Here is a 13996-nt window from a genome sequence, read left to right as displayed (position 1 = left end):
TATCAAACCACGAGCGGGTGGCTGGTGCAGGCGTACCACCGATACGGGTCGATGAAACGTCCGCGGCATTTGCCACACTGCCATACGTGCTGAGCCCGGATCCACGACCGCCCCGCGCCTTGCGCGACGTCGTACGTCGTCTGAGCGAGGTTCCGGGGCGCGAGGAGAGACTTACCCACCTCGAAATACTCCCCCCGCGCGTGTCGTCGAGCGCTGAGTGGCCCGAATGGACCCATCCGGTCGTCCGGGCGGCCCTCGAGGCCCGCGGGATCGCGGGCCCGTGGCTGCACCAGGCGGCGGCTGCGGACGCGGCGCACGACGGCCAGCACGTGGTGCTGGCCACCGGCACGGCGTCGGGCAAGTCGCTCGCCTACCAGCTGCCCGCCCTCTCGACGCTGCTCGACCGGCGTGGAGCGCGCGACGAGCGTGGCGCGACGGTGCTGTACCTGTCGCCGACCAAGGCACTGGCCCAGGACCAGCTCGCCGGGCTGCTCGACCTGCGCACCGGAGCGCGGGTCACCACCCACGACGGCGACAGCACCCGCGAGCAGCGTGAGTGGGCCCGCGACCACGGGGAGTACATCCTCACGAACCCCGACATGCTGCACCGCTCGCTGCTGCCGGGGCACGCCCGCTGGTCGCGCTTCTTCGCGAAGCTGGAGTACGTCGTCGTCGACGAGTGCCACCGCTACCGCGGGGTCTTCGGGGCGCACGTCTCGCACGTGCTGCGCCGGCTGCGGCGGATCTGCGCGATGTACGGCGCGTCCCCGACGTTCGTGCTGCTCTCGGCCACGGTCGCGGAGCCCGAGGTGTTCGCGAGCCGGCTGACCGGGCTCGAGGTGCTGGCGCTGACCGCCGACCACTCCCCTCGTGGGCAGGTGGCGGTCGGGCTGTGGGAGCCGCCGTTCATCTCGCACGCCGGTGAGAACGGTGCGCCCGTACGACGGGCCGCTTCGTCGGAGACTGCCGACCTGCTGGCTGACCTGGTGGCGGAAGACATCCGCACGCTCGCGTTCGTCAGGTCGCGCCGCGGTGCGGAGCAGGTGGCGCTGAGCGCCGCCGAGTTGCTGGCCGACGTCGACCCGTCGCTGCCCGGCAAGGTCGCGGCGTACCGCGGTGGCTATCTGCCCGAGGAACGGCGCGCGATCGAGGCTGCCCTGCGGCGCGGCGACCTCACCGGTCTTGCCGCGACCAACGCCCTCGAGCTGGGCATCGACATCAGCGGGCTCGACGCCGTGCTGCTGGCCGGCTTCCCCGGGACTCGCGCGGCGATGTGGCAGCAGATCGGCCGGGCCGGGCGCGGCGCCCAGGACGCGCTGGCCATCATGGTCGCCCGCGACGACCCGCTGGACACGTACCTGGTCACCCACCCCGAGGCGCTGTTCGGGGCGCCCGTCGAGGCGTCGGTCTTCGACCCGGACAACCCTTACGTGCTCGCTCCGCACCTCTGCGCCGCCGCGGCCGAGGAGCCGCTGACCGAGGTTGACCTGCCGCTGTTTGGACCGAAGGCGCGCGAGACCCTCGACGCCGTCACCGAGGCGGGACTGCTGCGGAAGCGTCATCAGGGGTGGTACTGGACCGACCGGCGCCGCGCCAGCGACCTCACCGACATCCGGTCGGCGGGTGGCTCACCGGTGCAGCTGGTGGAGCGCGAGACCGGCCGCGTCGTGGGCACCGTCGACGCCGGGAGCGCCCACGGCACCGCTCACCCCGGCGCGGTCTACGTGCACCGGGGCGAGACGTACGTCGTCGAGGGGCTCGACCTCGACGAGCACGTGGCCACCATCGCGCGGGCGGAGCCGTCGTACTCCACGTCGGCGCGTGAGGTCACCGAGATCTCCATCGCAGGGACCCGCGAGCACCGCGCATGGGGCGAGTGCCGGCTCAGCCTCGGCGACGTCGACGTGACCCACCAGGTGGTGTCGTTCCTGAAGAGACGACAGCCCGGTGGCGAGGTGATGGGCGAGGAGCTGCTCGACCTGCCTGCCCGGACCCTGCGTACGACGGCCGTCTGGTGGACCGTGCCCGACCGGGCGCTCGAGGACTCGGGGCTCGCCACTGCCGACCTGCCCGGATCGGCGCACGCTGCCGAGCACTGCAGCATCGGACTGCTCCCGCTCTTCGCGACGTGCGACCGCTGGGACATCGGCGGTGTATCCACTGCCCGGCACCCCGACACGGGCGAGCTGACGGTGTTCGTGCACGACGGCCACCCGGGTGGAGCGGGCTTCGCCGAACGTGGCTTCCACGCCGCGTCGGCCTGGCTGCGGGCGACCCGCGAGGCCATCGCGTCGTGCACCTGCGAGACCGGCTGTCCGTCGTGCGTGCAGTCACCGAAGTGCGGCAACCAGAACAACCCTCTCGACAAGCCCGGCGCGGTCGCCCTGCTGGATGTGCTCCTGACCGGTGCGCCGCAGTAAACTGCGCACATGGTCATCCTCGGTCTGCTCCTCATCATTCTTGGCGCGGTCGCCATCCTTTCGGCGGTCTTCGTCAGCGAAGGCACCGCGGAACTCCTGGGCATCGACATGAGCTCACTGTCGATCTTCCTGGTCGGCGTCGCGGCCGGAGCCGCGATCCTGTGGGGCTACTCGATCCTCAAGTGGGGCACCAGGCGCGGCCTCGAGCACCGCCGCGAGCGCAAGAAGCTCAACGAGCTCTCCACCAAGCTCGACAAGGTGGAGGCAGAGCGCAAGGCCGACAACGACTCCGACGGCCGCACGGTCTGAGCCACCCGGCTCGGCTCACGGGCCGGCCCTGGCCGCGGCGGTGAAGTCGCGGCCCGATCCGCGCCAGTCGGGACCGCGGACCCGCACCTCCACCCAGACGTCGTCTCCCTCGACCCGGCACGAGGTGAGCGTGGCGCCGTTGGCACTGGCCAGCGCACCCGCCTGCGTGCAGCCGTCGTCGCCGCGAGCCACGGCTCCCGCCCCGGCCAGGGCGGCCAGGTCGGCCGCCGACTGGGCCACCCGATGCGCGCCGACCATGCCGGCCACCGCAGTCAGGGCCAGCGCCACCAGGACCAGGACGCCGGAGAACGTCACCACGAGCAAGCTGGCCGCGCCCCGCTCGTCGCGCCTCACGAATCCTCCTCGACCAGGGCGACGGCTTCGGCGCTGACCTCGGCGTCGGGGAAGGCATCGAACAGCCCACCCGGACCCGACACCGTTGCTCGCACCCGGACGACGACCCGACCGGCTTCGCGGGCGACCGAGATCCGCGCGCTGGCCGGCGCGACGGCACGACCGACGGCGACCGCATCGGCCTCGGTGTCGCCTCGGGCGATGGCCCGGGCGGACTCGCGCGCGGCGTCGACCGCCCTGACCTGGGCGGTGCCGACGCCCAGCAGCCAGGCGAGCCCGACCGTGATAGCGAGAAGGAGCGGCAGCCCCATGGCCAGCTCGGCGGTCACCGCACCCCGCTCGCCCCGCGCACGAGCCTTCGTCACCCCAAGCCCAGCAGGTGGAAGACGTGGTCGAACAGGGAGCGGAGCATCTGGTCGCCGAAGCCGCCGGTGACCAGCTTGTAGAGCACCCCGGCCAATCCGGCTCCGGCGGCCGTGCCGACGGCGTACTCCGCTGTGGTGATGCCCCGCTCGTCGCTGGTGCGGGTGCTCGTCTGTCGCGTCAACTGCATCGGTGACTCCTCTCGCGCGGCCGCCCGGTGCGGCCGTCGCAATGACCCTTCCTCGGTGAACCGACACGCGTCGGGCCTCGAGGCGCCGCGTGTGGAAACACCCGGATTCGGCCCACCTGTGGACGTCGAGCGGCCGGTCCGGGTCACCCACCGGGTGCCCCGATGGATGCCAGCAGCCCGGCCACGAGCGGCACGATGCCTAGCAGCAGGAAGGCCGGGAGCAGGCACAGGCCGAGCGGCACAGCGGCTCTCACGCCCACCTGCCGGGCGCGGTCCTCGGCGTCGGCACGGCCGGACCGGGCCAGCTCGTCGGCCAGCGACTCGATGGCCTCGCTGACAGACGCCCCGGACCCGTGGGCTCTCGCCAGGGTGCGCCCCAGGAGGCCGAGCTCGGGATCTGTGGCCAGCTCGTCCCACACGGCGACGGGGTCGGTGCCCCAGCGGAGACGACGGCGTACGTCGTCGAACCGGTCGGCCGCCGGCCCGGGCATCGCGGCGCAGACGATCGCGATGGCATCTTCGGTGGCGGCACCTGCACGCAGCGGCCCGACGAGCAGGCCGACGAGGTGGGGCAGCTGACGCTGGGCAAGCTCTCGCCGACGGCGTACGACGGCCGGCTCGGCGCGAGAGAGCACGACCCATGCGGCGACCGCACACCCGACACCACCCACGATCCCGGCCGGTCCGCCGAGGAACGTCCAGGCCCCCAGACCGGCGCACGCCGACCAGAGAGACCGCAGACCGAGGCCCCGCGACGCGGACGCGGCCAAGGGTGTGGCCACCGCCTCCGGGAAGGCTCTGGCCGGTCTCGGCCACAGCGCACAAGCGCCGCCGGCCAGCAGGGCCACGAGCACGGTCAGCATCGACGCTCCACGTCGTCGGCGATGGACTCGATCCACCAGAGCCCGGCGAAGCCCAGCCCCAGGCCGACGCCGAGGCAGGCGAGGCCGATCGGGGTGCCGAGCAGGAAGCCCCAAGGCGATGAACCGGGCACCGCGCCTCCACCTACGAGCAGCGCGAGCACCGGCAGGGCAGCCAACAGCCGGGCCGTGGCCCGCGCGGAGGCGAGCTCGGACTCGACGACCCGGCGGGTCGCCCCGCTGGCCCGTAGCCCGGCCGCCACCCGGCCCAGTGCGTCGCCCAGCCCCACGCCGGAGCGGTGCGACACCTGCCAGGCGGCGGCCACGAGGAGTGCGTCGTGGGCGCCAGCCTTTCGGGACACGAACCGCCACGCGTCGGGCACGTCGGCACCCAGGTCATGGCTGCGGAGCACGGGCGCGAGCCCGGGCCAGACGCGCTGGGCGCGGTGGAGCGCGGCGCCGGGTGGCTGACCGGCGGTCAGCTCGGACGCCAGCACGCCACAGGCTTCGAGCAGCTGGCCAGCGCGTCGTCGTGCCGCGAGCCGTTGGCGGCGGCGGCGGACGAGAAGGACCCCGCCACTCAGAGCAGCCGACGTCACGACCAGCACCAGCAGGTGCCGCGGGTCGGGACTGAGCGAGCCGACCGCCCACACCAACATCACCAGAGCCACCGCGACCGCCGGGCGTCGGCTCGTCGAGGAGGCCGGACGCAGGCATAGCGCGGCAGCCAGACCGGCCAGCACCGCCGCCGGCAGCACGCCTGCCCAGCCGGTCATGCGGCCAGCCGGTCGGCGAGCAGGTCGGCCCCGGCGCCCCAGCGCGGGCCTCCGGTCGCCGGGAAGTCGGCCACCGGGACCATCGTCACGAAGCCGTCGTCACGCACCCGCGGCATCGCCAGCTGGGCGAGCCGACGCCGGCCGTCCGGCCCGCGGGCCACGTGCAGCACGATGTCGACGGCCGAGGCGAACTGGCTGTGCGCAGCCGCCCGGCCGAGACCCGCAGCGAGCGCCAGGGCCTCGACCCGGGCGGGCACCAGCGTCGCGGCATTGGCGTGAAGGGTGCCGCAACCGCCTTCGTGGCCGGTGTTGAGGGCGGCCAAGAGCTCCACGACCTCACCACCGCGCACCTCACCCACCACCAGCCGGTCGGGCCGCATCCGCAGGGCCTGACGCACGAGCAACCGCAGGTCGATGCCACCGGCGCCCTCGACGTTGGGCGGCCGGGACTCGAGGGCCACGACGTGCGGATGGTCGGGTCGCAGCTCGCTGGCGTCCTCGACGAGGACCAGCCGCTCGGCCGCGGGCACCAACGCGAGCAGCGTGGCCAGCATCGTGGTCTTGCCCGAGCCCGTCCCGCCGCTGACCAGGAACGCAAGTCGCCTTGCGATGACGTCGCGCAGCAGGCGGGCCCCGATGTCGGTGACCGACCCGGAGGCGACCAGCTCGTCGAGCGTGAACGGCCGCACCCGCGGCACCCGTAGGGAGATCAGGGTGCCCGGTCGGGCCAGCGGAGAGAGCACGGCGTGGAACCGCGTGCCGTCGGCCAGCCGCACGTCGCAGCACGGACTCGCGTCGTCGAGGCGACGACCACCCGAGGCCGCGAGCCGTTGGGCCAGGCGTCGTACGTCGGACTCTGCCGGAAAGCGCACGGTGGAGAGCTCGAGGCCCTCGCCACGGTCGACGTAGACCGCATCAGCTCCGTTGACGAGTACGTCGGTGACGTCGTCGTCGCGGAGCAACGGCTCGAGTGGCCCGGCACCGAGCAGCTCGCGCCGCAGCGTCTCGTGCACGGACCGCACGGTGATGTCGCCCACCGGCCGCCCGGCCGCACGCAGGGCCGCGGCGACGCGGTGGGGTGTCAGCTCGCCGGGCTCCCGGGCCAGGTGGTCGCGCACCAGCTCGACGTCGTTCATGCCGCCAGCCCCGGATCGAGTGCCTCGGCCAGCAGCTCGGCCGCGGCGCGGAACAACGGCCCGCGCGACGACCGCAGCGGGCCGAGGCCGAGCTCGACCGACTCGTCGACACCACGCTGGTCGGCCATCTCGGCCAGCACCGGCAGCCCCATCGCGGCACTCACTTCGGTCGCCGGGATGGCACGAGCCACCCGGCGCAGCACCAGGCCGGCGCGCACCCCGCCCGGCTGTGCGGAGACCAGCCGGGCGGCGCTGGCCACCCCGGCCAGGGACGGCCGGACCACCACCAGCACCAGGTCGCACCGGCTGACCACCTCGTCGGTCCAGGCCGTGGGCAGACGCGGCAGGTCCACCACGACGACCCGATGGCCGCGCTGGCCGGCGGCGATGGCCTCCCGCACGGCCGGCGCCTGCAACGAACCCGCGTCCCCGGCCGACCAGGTCAGCGCGCCCACACCACCCCTTCGTGGGACCGCGTCACGCAACGAGGAAGAGCTCAGCCGCCCGGCGCTCGCCTGTAGATCGCTCCACCGGATGCCTTCGAGGTCGTCGAGGCCCAGCACCCGGTCGACACCAGGGCCACACGCGTCGGCGTCGACGACGAGCGCCGGCCCGGCACGCCCGGCCGCCTGCCCCAGCGCGCACGCCAGCGTGGTCGCGCCAGCACCTCCGGAGCCGCCGAAAACCCCGATCACCACGCCACGGCCGGCGAGTGGGTCGGACACGTCGGCCAGCTCGTCGGCCAGCCACCCTGCCGCGAGCGGCAGCTCGACCACGCTGGTCGCGCCGACCGTCACCGCGTCCCTGAACAGCCCGTCCGACGCCCAGGCGTCACCGAGAGTCACCACGTGCACCCCGTCTCGACGCGCGGGCCCGACTGCAGCCAGCTCGCCCAGCAGGTCGGGGCCGACCAGCACGAGCGCGGCCGCCGACCAACCGTGCAACGCGCTCGCGACGTCGCGTGCCACCCCGGCGGCGACCCCGGCCCCCGCGGCCAGCGGTTGCAGGCCGTCGAGCAGTGCGGGATCGGCGGTGACGAACAGCGGCGAGACGGTGCGCGGAAGGTCCATGCCGACACCCTGCCCAGCCCCACCGACGCGAAGAGGGCGACAGCAGGAGGCCTGTGCATAACGCCTGAAACGCCCCTCCTGTGGACGGTTTGCGGCTCGCGCGGTCCTCCGAAACCCCGCAAACGAGCGCCCTCGGCAACCTACGATGAGGGCATGCCGGGCCTACCCCTTGTGACCACACACAGGGAAGCTGCGTTCTTCGACCTCGACAAGACGATCATCGCGAAGTCGAGCACCCTCGCATTCAGCAAGCCCTTCCAGGCCGGCGGCCTGATCTCCCGACGCGCGGTCCTTCGTTCGGCGTACGCGCAGTTCGTCTATCTCGTGGGCGGCGCCGACCACGAGCAGATGGAGAAGATGCGGCAGTTCATGTCGCAGCTCTGCGCCGGCTGGGACGTCGCCACCGTGCGCGAGATCGTCGCCGACACCCTGCACAACATCGTCGACCCGCTGGTGTACGACGAGGCAGTCAGCCTGATCGAGGAGCACCACCTGGCCGGCCGCGACGTCGTCATCGTCTCCACCAGCGGCGCGGAGGTCGTCGGCCCGATCGGCGAGATGCTCGGCGCCGACCACGTCGTCGCGACCCGGATGGAGATCGAGGACGGCAAGTACACCGGCGGCATCGCCTACTACGCGTACGCCGAGGAGAAGGCCCGCGCGATCACCGAGCTCGCCGGCATGCGTGGCTACGACCTGAGCCGCTGCTACGGCTACAGCGACTCGGTCACCGACGTGCACATGCTCGAGGCCGTCGGCCATCCGCACGCCGTCAACCCCGACAAGGAGCTGCGCAGGATCGCCGGCTCGAAGGGCTGGCCGGTGCTCGTGTTCACCAAGCCGGTGGCGCTGCGGTCCCGGGTGCCCCTGCCGCCCGCCAAGCCCGCACTGGCCGCGCTCGCCGTGGGCGGAGCGGTGGCGATGGGCGGCTACCTCTGGGCCTCGGCGCGTCGCCGCAAGGACTCCGCGTAACTCCGCACCGGGCCCGAATGTCAACCCTTGTTCGGGCTACCGAAGCGGCGTACAACTGAGGCAGAACTAAAGAAACACCCGCACGTGAGTCGGGTACCCACGCGGCGATCTACCCTTCCTACAGGGCGCGTGTCACCGGGACATCCCCGGGACAGCAGTTAGTCGTTGCACGCTTGGTAGCCATCGATTCACGTGCAGCGGCGGCACCCGGACCCCCCGTGGACCGGGTGCCGTTCGCATGTCGAGACGGCATGCTCACAGGTCGGCCGGCGACGCGTTCCCGCCGCACACCACGACACCCACGCGCCGCCGGCTCACGTCGATCGCACCCGACCTGACTGCTGCGTACGCCGCGGCGCCGGCGGGCTCCGTCGCGAGCCGCACCGACGCCCAGAGCTCGTGCCGGGCGGCCACGATCGCCTCGTCGGGCACCAGCACCGAGGTCACCCCGGCGGCCACCGCGGTCGCGAAGCCCCACTCCCCCACCTGCGACGCGCCCAGCGAGTCGGCAGCGACCCCGCCGACCGCTGCCGGCACCGGTTGGCCCGCGGCGAGGGCGTCGTGGAACGCCGGGCAGGCGGACGGTTCGACGGCCACCACCGGCACCCGGGCGGCGTACCACCCGGCGATGCCGCCCAGCAGCCCACCGCCTCCGACAGCGACGACGACCAGGTCGAGGTCGGGCTCCTGATCCTCGAGCTCCCACGCGAGGGTGCCCTGTCCGGCGACGGTCGGGTGGCCGTCGTACGCATGGATCGCGAGCACGCCCGGCGCCGCGGCCAGCTCGGCCGATGCCTCGAACGCCGCCGCGAAGTTCGCGCCGCCCTGGTGCACGGTGGCACCCCGCCCCCGGATCGCCGCCACCTTCACGGGCGAGGCGATGTCGGGCACGAAGATGTCGGTCGGGATGCCCAGCGCGTGGCCGACGTGCGCCACCGCGAGGCCGTGGTTGCCGCCCGACGCCGCCACCAGCCGCTCCGGTCGAGAGGGTTGTGAGAGCACGGTGTTGAACGCCCCGCGCGGCTTGAACGAGCCGGCGTGCTGCAACAGCTCCAGCTTGAGTACGACGCCCGCAGACGCCTCGATCACCGGAGTGCGGCGGACGTGCCCAGCGATGCGGGCCGCCGCTGCCTCGATGTCGGCTGGCCCGATGGTGGATGCGCTCACGCACTCATCCGCTCCGCGATGAGGTCACGCAGCCGCGGCAGGTCGTCGCCGAGCCCCAGCAGCGCCGCCTGGTCCTCGAACATCTGCCGGAAAAGCACCCCGGACTCGATGATCCTGGGGTCGAGGTGGCCGAAGACCTCGAGCGTGACCGTGCCGTAGAGCGCCGCCCACGAGCGCGTGAACACCCAGACCAGGCCGCGCAGCTCGTCGGGGATGTCGTCGATCTTGGCCGGCATCGCCGGGTTGCGCAGCACCTCGACCAGCGCGGGCTCGAGGGAGTCCAGGTCGGGCAGCGGGAACTGGTACTTCTCCCAGATGCGGCCGAGCAGCTCGGTGAACAGGATGCCGGACGGGGCCGCGGTCTGCAGGGTCGAGTTGAGGGCGGGGTCCGAGCAGATGGAGACCACGTCGAGGTTGGCGAAGACGAGACCGAACTCCTGTTTGCGGCTCAGCGCCCACTCACGGAACGCGATCGTGGCGCAGGTGATCTGCGCGGCCGGGTCGTCGTCGGGCTGGCTGTCGCGCGCCGGCACCAGCACCTCCTCGGTCATCAGCGTGTCGAGCCCGATCGCCACCAGCCGCAACAGCTCGTCGTACGACGAGACGTAGCGGTACAGCGCCGGCGCGGTGAGTCCCATCCGCTGCGCGACCGACCGGAGGGAGACGTCCTGCGACTCGGCCAGCAGGTCGCGGGCCACGAGCACGATCTCGTCGAGGGTCGCCTGGCGCTGGCGGTCGCGTCGGGTGCTGGGTGCGGCAGTCACAGGAGTCCTTCGCTTTCGGGGTTGACGACAGGCTACTTTACAGCGTTTACTCTAAACACTGTTAACAATCGTGAAACCCAATCACTTCCTAGGAGCTCCGATGCTGCACCGCTGGGCCGCCTTCGTCGCCGAACGCGCCGTACTCGTCCTGCTTGCCGGCGTCGCCGTCGTCCTCGCCGCGGGTGCGTTCGGCGCCGGCGTCTTCGACTCGCTGTCCGACGGCGGCTTCGACGACCCCGGCAGCGAAGCCGCTCGGGAGCTGGCGCTGGAGCGTGAGACGTTCGGCAACCGCACCGTCGACGTCGTCGCCATCTACTCCAGCGACGACCTCACCGCGGACGACCCGGCCTTCCGTGGGGAGGTGGAGAGCGTGCTGGCCGGCCTGCCGGCCGACCTGACCGTCTCGGTGACGGACTACTGGACCGCCGGCGACCCGTCGATGCTCAGTCGCGACGGGCACGCCGTACAGGTCCTGATCTCGATGGCGGGCGACAACCAGGACGAGATGTCCGACAACTACGCCGAGCTGCGCCCCGACCTCATCGCCGGCGGCGGCGTGGAGACCGACATCACCGGCTCGTGGGCGGTGTTCGGAGACGTCAACACGATCGTCTCCGAAGACCTGGCCCGGGCCGAGACGCTGTCGCTGCCCATCGTGCTGATCTTGTCCCTCCTGATCTTCGGCAGTGTCGTCGCTGCCCTGATGCCGGTCCTGGTCGGTGCCATCGCCGTGGTCGGAGCGCTCGCTGTGGTGCGGGTGATCACTGGCGCCACCGAGGTCTCGGTCTTCTCGATCAACGTGATCACCCTGCTCGGGATGGGTCTGGCGATCGACTACGCACTGTTCGTGATCAGCCGCTTCCGCGAGGAGCTGGCCAAGCTCCCCCTCGACGACCCGCTCGCGTCGAGCAAGGCCATCAGGACGACCATGCAGACTGCCGGTCGCACCGTGCTGTTCTCCGGGCTGACCGTCGCTGCCGCCATGTCCAGCCTGCTGGTCTTCCCCCAGAACTTCCTGCGCTCCCTCGGGTACGGCGGCATCGCCGCCGTCGTGGTCGCGATGCTGGCAGCGCTGACGGTGCTGCCCGCCGTACTGCGCCTGCTCGGCCGCCGCATCGACGCCGGCCGGCTGCCATGGCGTCGGCATCGTGCCGTCGTGGTCGAGAGTGATCACGGCGCCTGGGCGGCCCTGGCGCACAGCGTGATGCGTCACCCGGTGGTCTACCTCTCGGTGATCGTGATCGCGCTCCTCGCCATCGCCTCGCCGTTCCTGGGCGTGAAGTGGGGCAGCGTCGACTACCGCGTCCTGCCCGACGACGCTCCCGCGCATGTGGCAGCACAGAAGCTGAACGACGACTTCGGTGCCGAGCGATCGAGCGCGAACCTGCTCCTCACCGGCGCCGACGACGCCGCTGTCGCGGACGTGGTGGCCGCCGCGGAGGCGGTGCCCGGCGTGGTCGACGTACGCCCTGTCGAGAGCGCCGGCGACACCACCCTGCTGCGAGCCACGTGGGAGGGCAACAGCCAGACGGAGGCGTCGCAGCAGATCGTGAAGGAGCTGCGCGCGATCGACGCGGAAGGTACGTCGATGCTCGTCGGCGGTCTCACCGCCGACACGGTGGACCTGCTCGACTCGGTCGGCAGCCACCTGCCCTGGATGGGGCTGATCGTGGTCGGCGTGATGCTGGTGCTGCTGTTCCTGGCGTTCGGTTCGGTGGTGCTGCCCTTCAAGGCCGTCTTGATGAACGGCCTCTCGATCACGGCGTCGTTCGGCATCGTCACCTGGATCTTCGCCGACGGTCACCTCGAGAACCTCCTCGGCTTCACCTCCAGCGGCTACCTCGACGCGACCCAGCCGATCCTGATGCTGGCCATCCTCTTCGGGCTCTCCATGGACTACGAGGTGTTCCTGCTGTCCCGCGTGCGCGAGCAGTGGGACCGGACCCACGACAACACCCTGTCCGTGGCCATCGGCGTACAGAAGACCGGCCGGATCATCACCAGCGCGGCGGTCCTGCTGGCGGTCGTCATCGGTGCGTTCGGGACCTCCGGCATCGTCTTCATGAAGATGATCGGCGTCGGCATGCTGGTGGCCCTGCTCCTCGACGCCACCGTGGTCCGCGCCCTGCTGGTGCCGGCCACCATGAAGCTGCTCGGCGACTGGAACTGGTGGGCACCCGGGCCGATGCGTCGCTGGTGGGACCGGCACGGCTTCCGGGAGGAGGAGGCAGCCGCGGTCGAGGTGGTCCGTCAGCAGCACGACGTCATGTCGTGACGGGGCCCGGCAGCGTCAATCGGAGGTGCGCGCCGGGCGCGTCGTCCTCCAGCGTGAGCCGGCCGCCGTGGCGCTGCGCGATCTCGGCGGCGATGGCCAGGCCAAGGCCGCTGCCGGCGTGTCCCGCCCTCGCCGGGTCCGCGCGGTAGAACCTGTCGAAGACCCGGTCACGGTCGACCGTGGCTACCCCTGGCCCGTCGTCGACCACGTCGAGCACCACTTCGTCGACACCACCGGCCAAGGTGAGCGTCACGCGGGCGACGGCATGTCGAACGGCGTTGTCGAGCAGGTTGCGCACCAGGCGCCGCAGAGCCGCCGGATCTCCACGAACGGGTGCGGCGGAGACACCCCCGGTGTCGATGTGGACCGGGCTGCCCGGACGCACCCGCACGGCCTCCTCCAGCACCACGTCATCGAGGTCGAGGAGGACGACGGCCGGGCGACGTACTCCGTCCTCGACTGCCAGGTAGAGCAGGTCACCCACCAGCTGCTCCATCTCGGACGTGCTGACCAGGAGATCGGCCGCGAAGCCCGCCATCTCCGGCCGCTCGGGGTGGGCCCGGGCGATCTCCAGCTGGGCCCGCAGGGCAGCCAGCGGACTCTGGAGGTCGTGCGAGGCGTCGGCCACGAAGTCGCGCTGCCGCGCGCTGGCGGCCTCGAGCCGGGCGAGCATCGTGTTCATGGTCTCGGCCAGCCGGCGGACCTCGTCGTCGGCGGCTGGCACCGGCACCCGGCGGCCCAGCTCGGACTCACCTATTCCGGCGACCGCGGTCGTGATCTTGTCGATCCGCCCCAGCGCCCGGCCGACGAAGGCCCAGATCGCGGCGGCCAGCAGCAGGACCAGGATCGGTACGCCGACCAGCAGGGCGCCGCGCAGAGTGCGCGTCGTCTCGGCCACCGACTCGGCACTGGTGCCGACGACCACAGTCACCGCGCCGTCGGGCGAGGGTCCGGCACCGACCCAGACCCGGTAGTGCTCGATCTCGTCATCGTCTGGTCCATCGATCGAGCGCACCTTCAGCGACCCCCCGGTCGCGACAGGCACGAGGGGCGGCCGGCCTTCGACATTCGGCGAAGCCGTCAGCACGGTGCCGTCCGCGGCAATGACCTGGCCCACGCCTTCGCCGCCGAGGGCGTCCAGCGACGTGGGCAGGTCGCCCGCGCGTGCGGCCGTCATCAGGTCACGTACCCGGCTCTGGGCGAGCGTGTCGTCGCGACCGGTCAGCTGCGACTGGAGGGTGAGCACGAGAGCTACCGACCCGGCGACGAGCGCCAGCGCCGTCGCAGCGGTGGCGAGCAGCGTCGTACGCGCCCGGACCGTGCCCCAACGGCTGCGCATC

At 72.2% G+C, this 13996-nt stretch carries 14 protein-coding genes; 4 read left to right on the top strand and 10 right to left on the bottom strand.

What is annotated here, in order from left to right:
- Positions 1-119 precede the first annotated feature (119 nt).
- Positions 120-2420, top strand: coding sequence for a DEAD/DEAH box helicase (locus tag H4Q84_RS15730; RefSeq protein ID WP_248583665.1), 2301 nt, complete (start codon positions 120-122; stop codon positions 2418-2420).
- A 9-nt stretch (positions 2421-2429) separates the two neighbouring features.
- A complete protein-coding gene (locus H4Q84_RS15725) occupies positions 2430-2729 on the top strand; it encodes a hypothetical protein (RefSeq protein WP_248580023.1) in 300 nt (99 codons plus the stop codon).
- Positions 2730-2744: 15 nt separating this feature from the next.
- Here the strand turns inward: H4Q84_RS15725 and H4Q84_RS15720 are convergent, their stop codons facing one another.
- The 7 genes from H4Q84_RS15720 to ssd all read right to left on the bottom strand — a co-directional run bounded on the left by H4Q84_RS15720 (position 2745) and on the right by ssd (position 7478).
- A complete protein-coding gene (locus H4Q84_RS15720; RefSeq protein WP_248580022.1) occupies positions 2745-3083 on the bottom strand; it encodes an Rv3654c family TadE-like protein in 339 nt (112 codons plus the stop codon).
- Entirely contained in the window at positions 3080-3412 is a 333-nt protein-coding gene (locus H4Q84_RS15715) for a TadE family type IV pilus minor pilin (RefSeq protein WP_248580021.1), read from the bottom strand. Before H4Q84_RS15715 ends, H4Q84_RS15720 begins: the two co-directional genes overlap by 4 nt.
- 32 nt (positions 3413-3444) lie before the next feature.
- The gene (locus H4Q84_RS15710; RefSeq protein WP_248580020.1) at positions 3445-3636 is read right to left on the bottom strand and encodes a DUF4244 domain-containing protein; all 192 of its coding nucleotides are present in this window, start codon (positions 3634-3636) and stop codon (positions 3445-3447) included.
- Positions 3637-3779: 143 nt separating this feature from the next.
- On the bottom strand, positions 3780-4499 hold the full coding sequence (locus H4Q84_RS15705) for a type II secretion system F family protein (protein WP_248580019.1): 720 nt from the start codon (positions 4497-4499) through the stop codon (positions 3780-3782).
- Positions 4493-5272 (bottom strand): type II secretion system protein, encoded by a 780-nt coding sequence (locus tag H4Q84_RS15700; protein ID WP_248580018.1) that lies wholly within the window; start codon positions 5270-5272, stop codon positions 4493-4495. The genes H4Q84_RS15705 and H4Q84_RS15700 overlap by 7 nt, the downstream gene beginning before the upstream one ends.
- Positions 5269-6408, bottom strand: a complete 1140-nt coding sequence (locus H4Q84_RS15695) for a TadA family conjugal transfer-associated ATPase (protein ID WP_248580017.1) — start codon at positions 6406-6408, stop codon at positions 5269-5271. Before H4Q84_RS15695 ends, H4Q84_RS15700 begins: the two co-directional genes overlap by 4 nt.
- The gene (gene ssd, locus H4Q84_RS15690; protein ID WP_248580016.1) at positions 6405-7478 is read right to left on the bottom strand and encodes a septum site-determining protein Ssd; all 1074 of its coding nucleotides are present in this window, start codon (positions 7476-7478) and stop codon (positions 6405-6407) included. Before ssd ends, H4Q84_RS15695 begins: the two co-directional genes overlap by 4 nt.
- Positions 7479-7631: 153 nt before the next feature.
- Between ssd and H4Q84_RS15685 the strand changes: the two genes are divergently transcribed.
- Positions 7632-8450, top strand: a complete 819-nt coding sequence (locus H4Q84_RS15685; RefSeq protein ID WP_248580015.1) for an HAD family hydrolase — start codon at positions 7632-7634, stop codon at positions 8448-8450.
- A 255-nt stretch (positions 8451-8705) separates the two neighbouring features.
- Here H4Q84_RS15685 and H4Q84_RS15680 read toward each other — a convergent pair whose 3' ends face one another.
- On the bottom strand, positions 8706-9617 hold the full coding sequence (locus tag H4Q84_RS15680; protein WP_248580014.1) for a serine/threonine dehydratase: 912 nt from the start codon (positions 9615-9617) through the stop codon (positions 8706-8708).
- A complete protein-coding gene (locus H4Q84_RS15675; RefSeq protein WP_248580013.1) occupies positions 9614-10381 on the bottom strand; it encodes a WHG domain-containing protein in 768 nt (255 codons plus the stop codon). The genes H4Q84_RS15680 and H4Q84_RS15675 overlap by 4 nt, the downstream gene beginning before the upstream one ends.
- Before the next feature lie 100 nt (positions 10382-10481).
- Between H4Q84_RS15675 and H4Q84_RS15670 the strand changes: the two genes are divergently transcribed.
- Complete coding sequence (locus tag H4Q84_RS15670; RefSeq protein WP_248580012.1) at positions 10482-12656, top strand: MMPL family transporter; 2175 nt, start codon at positions 10482-10484, stop codon at positions 12654-12656.
- Here H4Q84_RS15670 and H4Q84_RS15665 read toward each other — a convergent pair.
- A complete protein-coding gene (locus tag H4Q84_RS15665; RefSeq protein ID WP_248580011.1) occupies positions 12646-13995 on the bottom strand; it encodes a HAMP domain-containing sensor histidine kinase in 1350 nt (449 codons plus the stop codon). The two genes, H4Q84_RS15670 and H4Q84_RS15665, sit on opposite strands and share 11 nt — an antisense overlap.
- Position 13996: the final 1 nt, after the last annotated feature.

This window comes from Nocardioides sp. InS609-2 (assembly GCF_023208195.1).
Taxonomy (GTDB): domain Bacteria; phylum Actinomycetota; class Actinomycetes; order Propionibacteriales; family Nocardioidaceae; genus Nocardioides.
Note: the sequence above shows the minus strand (reverse complement) of the source record. Positions and strands in the feature narration are given on the sequence as shown.

Bases quoted from the DNA above. Each gene is read 5' to 3' on its own strand.
- H4Q84_RS15705 (WP_248580019.1), bottom strand. From the start codon at position 4,499: ATGCTGACCGTGCTCGTGGCCCTGCTGGCCGGCGGCGCTTGTGCGCTG.
- ssd (WP_248580016.1), bottom strand. From the start codon at position 7,478: ATGGACCTTCCGCGCACCGTCTCGCCGCTGTTCGTCACCGCCGATCCC.
- H4Q84_RS15685 (WP_248580015.1), top strand. From the start codon at position 7,632: ATGCCGGGCCTACCCCTTGTGACCACACACAGGGAAGCTGCGTTCTTC.
- H4Q84_RS15725 (WP_248580023.1), top strand. From the start codon at position 2,430: ATGGTCATCCTCGGTCTGCTCCTCATCATTCTTGGCGCGGTCGCCATC.
- H4Q84_RS15710 (WP_248580020.1), bottom strand. From the start codon at position 3,636: ATGCAGTTGACGCGACAGACGAGCACCCGCACCAGCGACGAGCGGGGC.
- H4Q84_RS15695 (WP_248580017.1), bottom strand. From the start codon at position 6,408: ATGAACGACGTCGAGCTGGTGCGCGACCACCTGGCCCGGGAGCCCGGC.
- H4Q84_RS15665 (WP_248580011.1), bottom strand. From the start codon at position 13,995: ATGCGCAGCCGTTGGGGCACGGTCCGGGCGCGTACGACGCTGCTCGCC.
- H4Q84_RS15700 (WP_248580018.1), bottom strand. From the start codon at position 5,272: ATGACCGGCTGGGCAGGCGTGCTGCCGGCGGCGGTGCTGGCCGGTCTG.
- H4Q84_RS15670 (WP_248580012.1), top strand. From the start codon at position 10,482: ATGCTGCACCGCTGGGCCGCCTTCGTCGCCGAACGCGCCGTACTCGTC.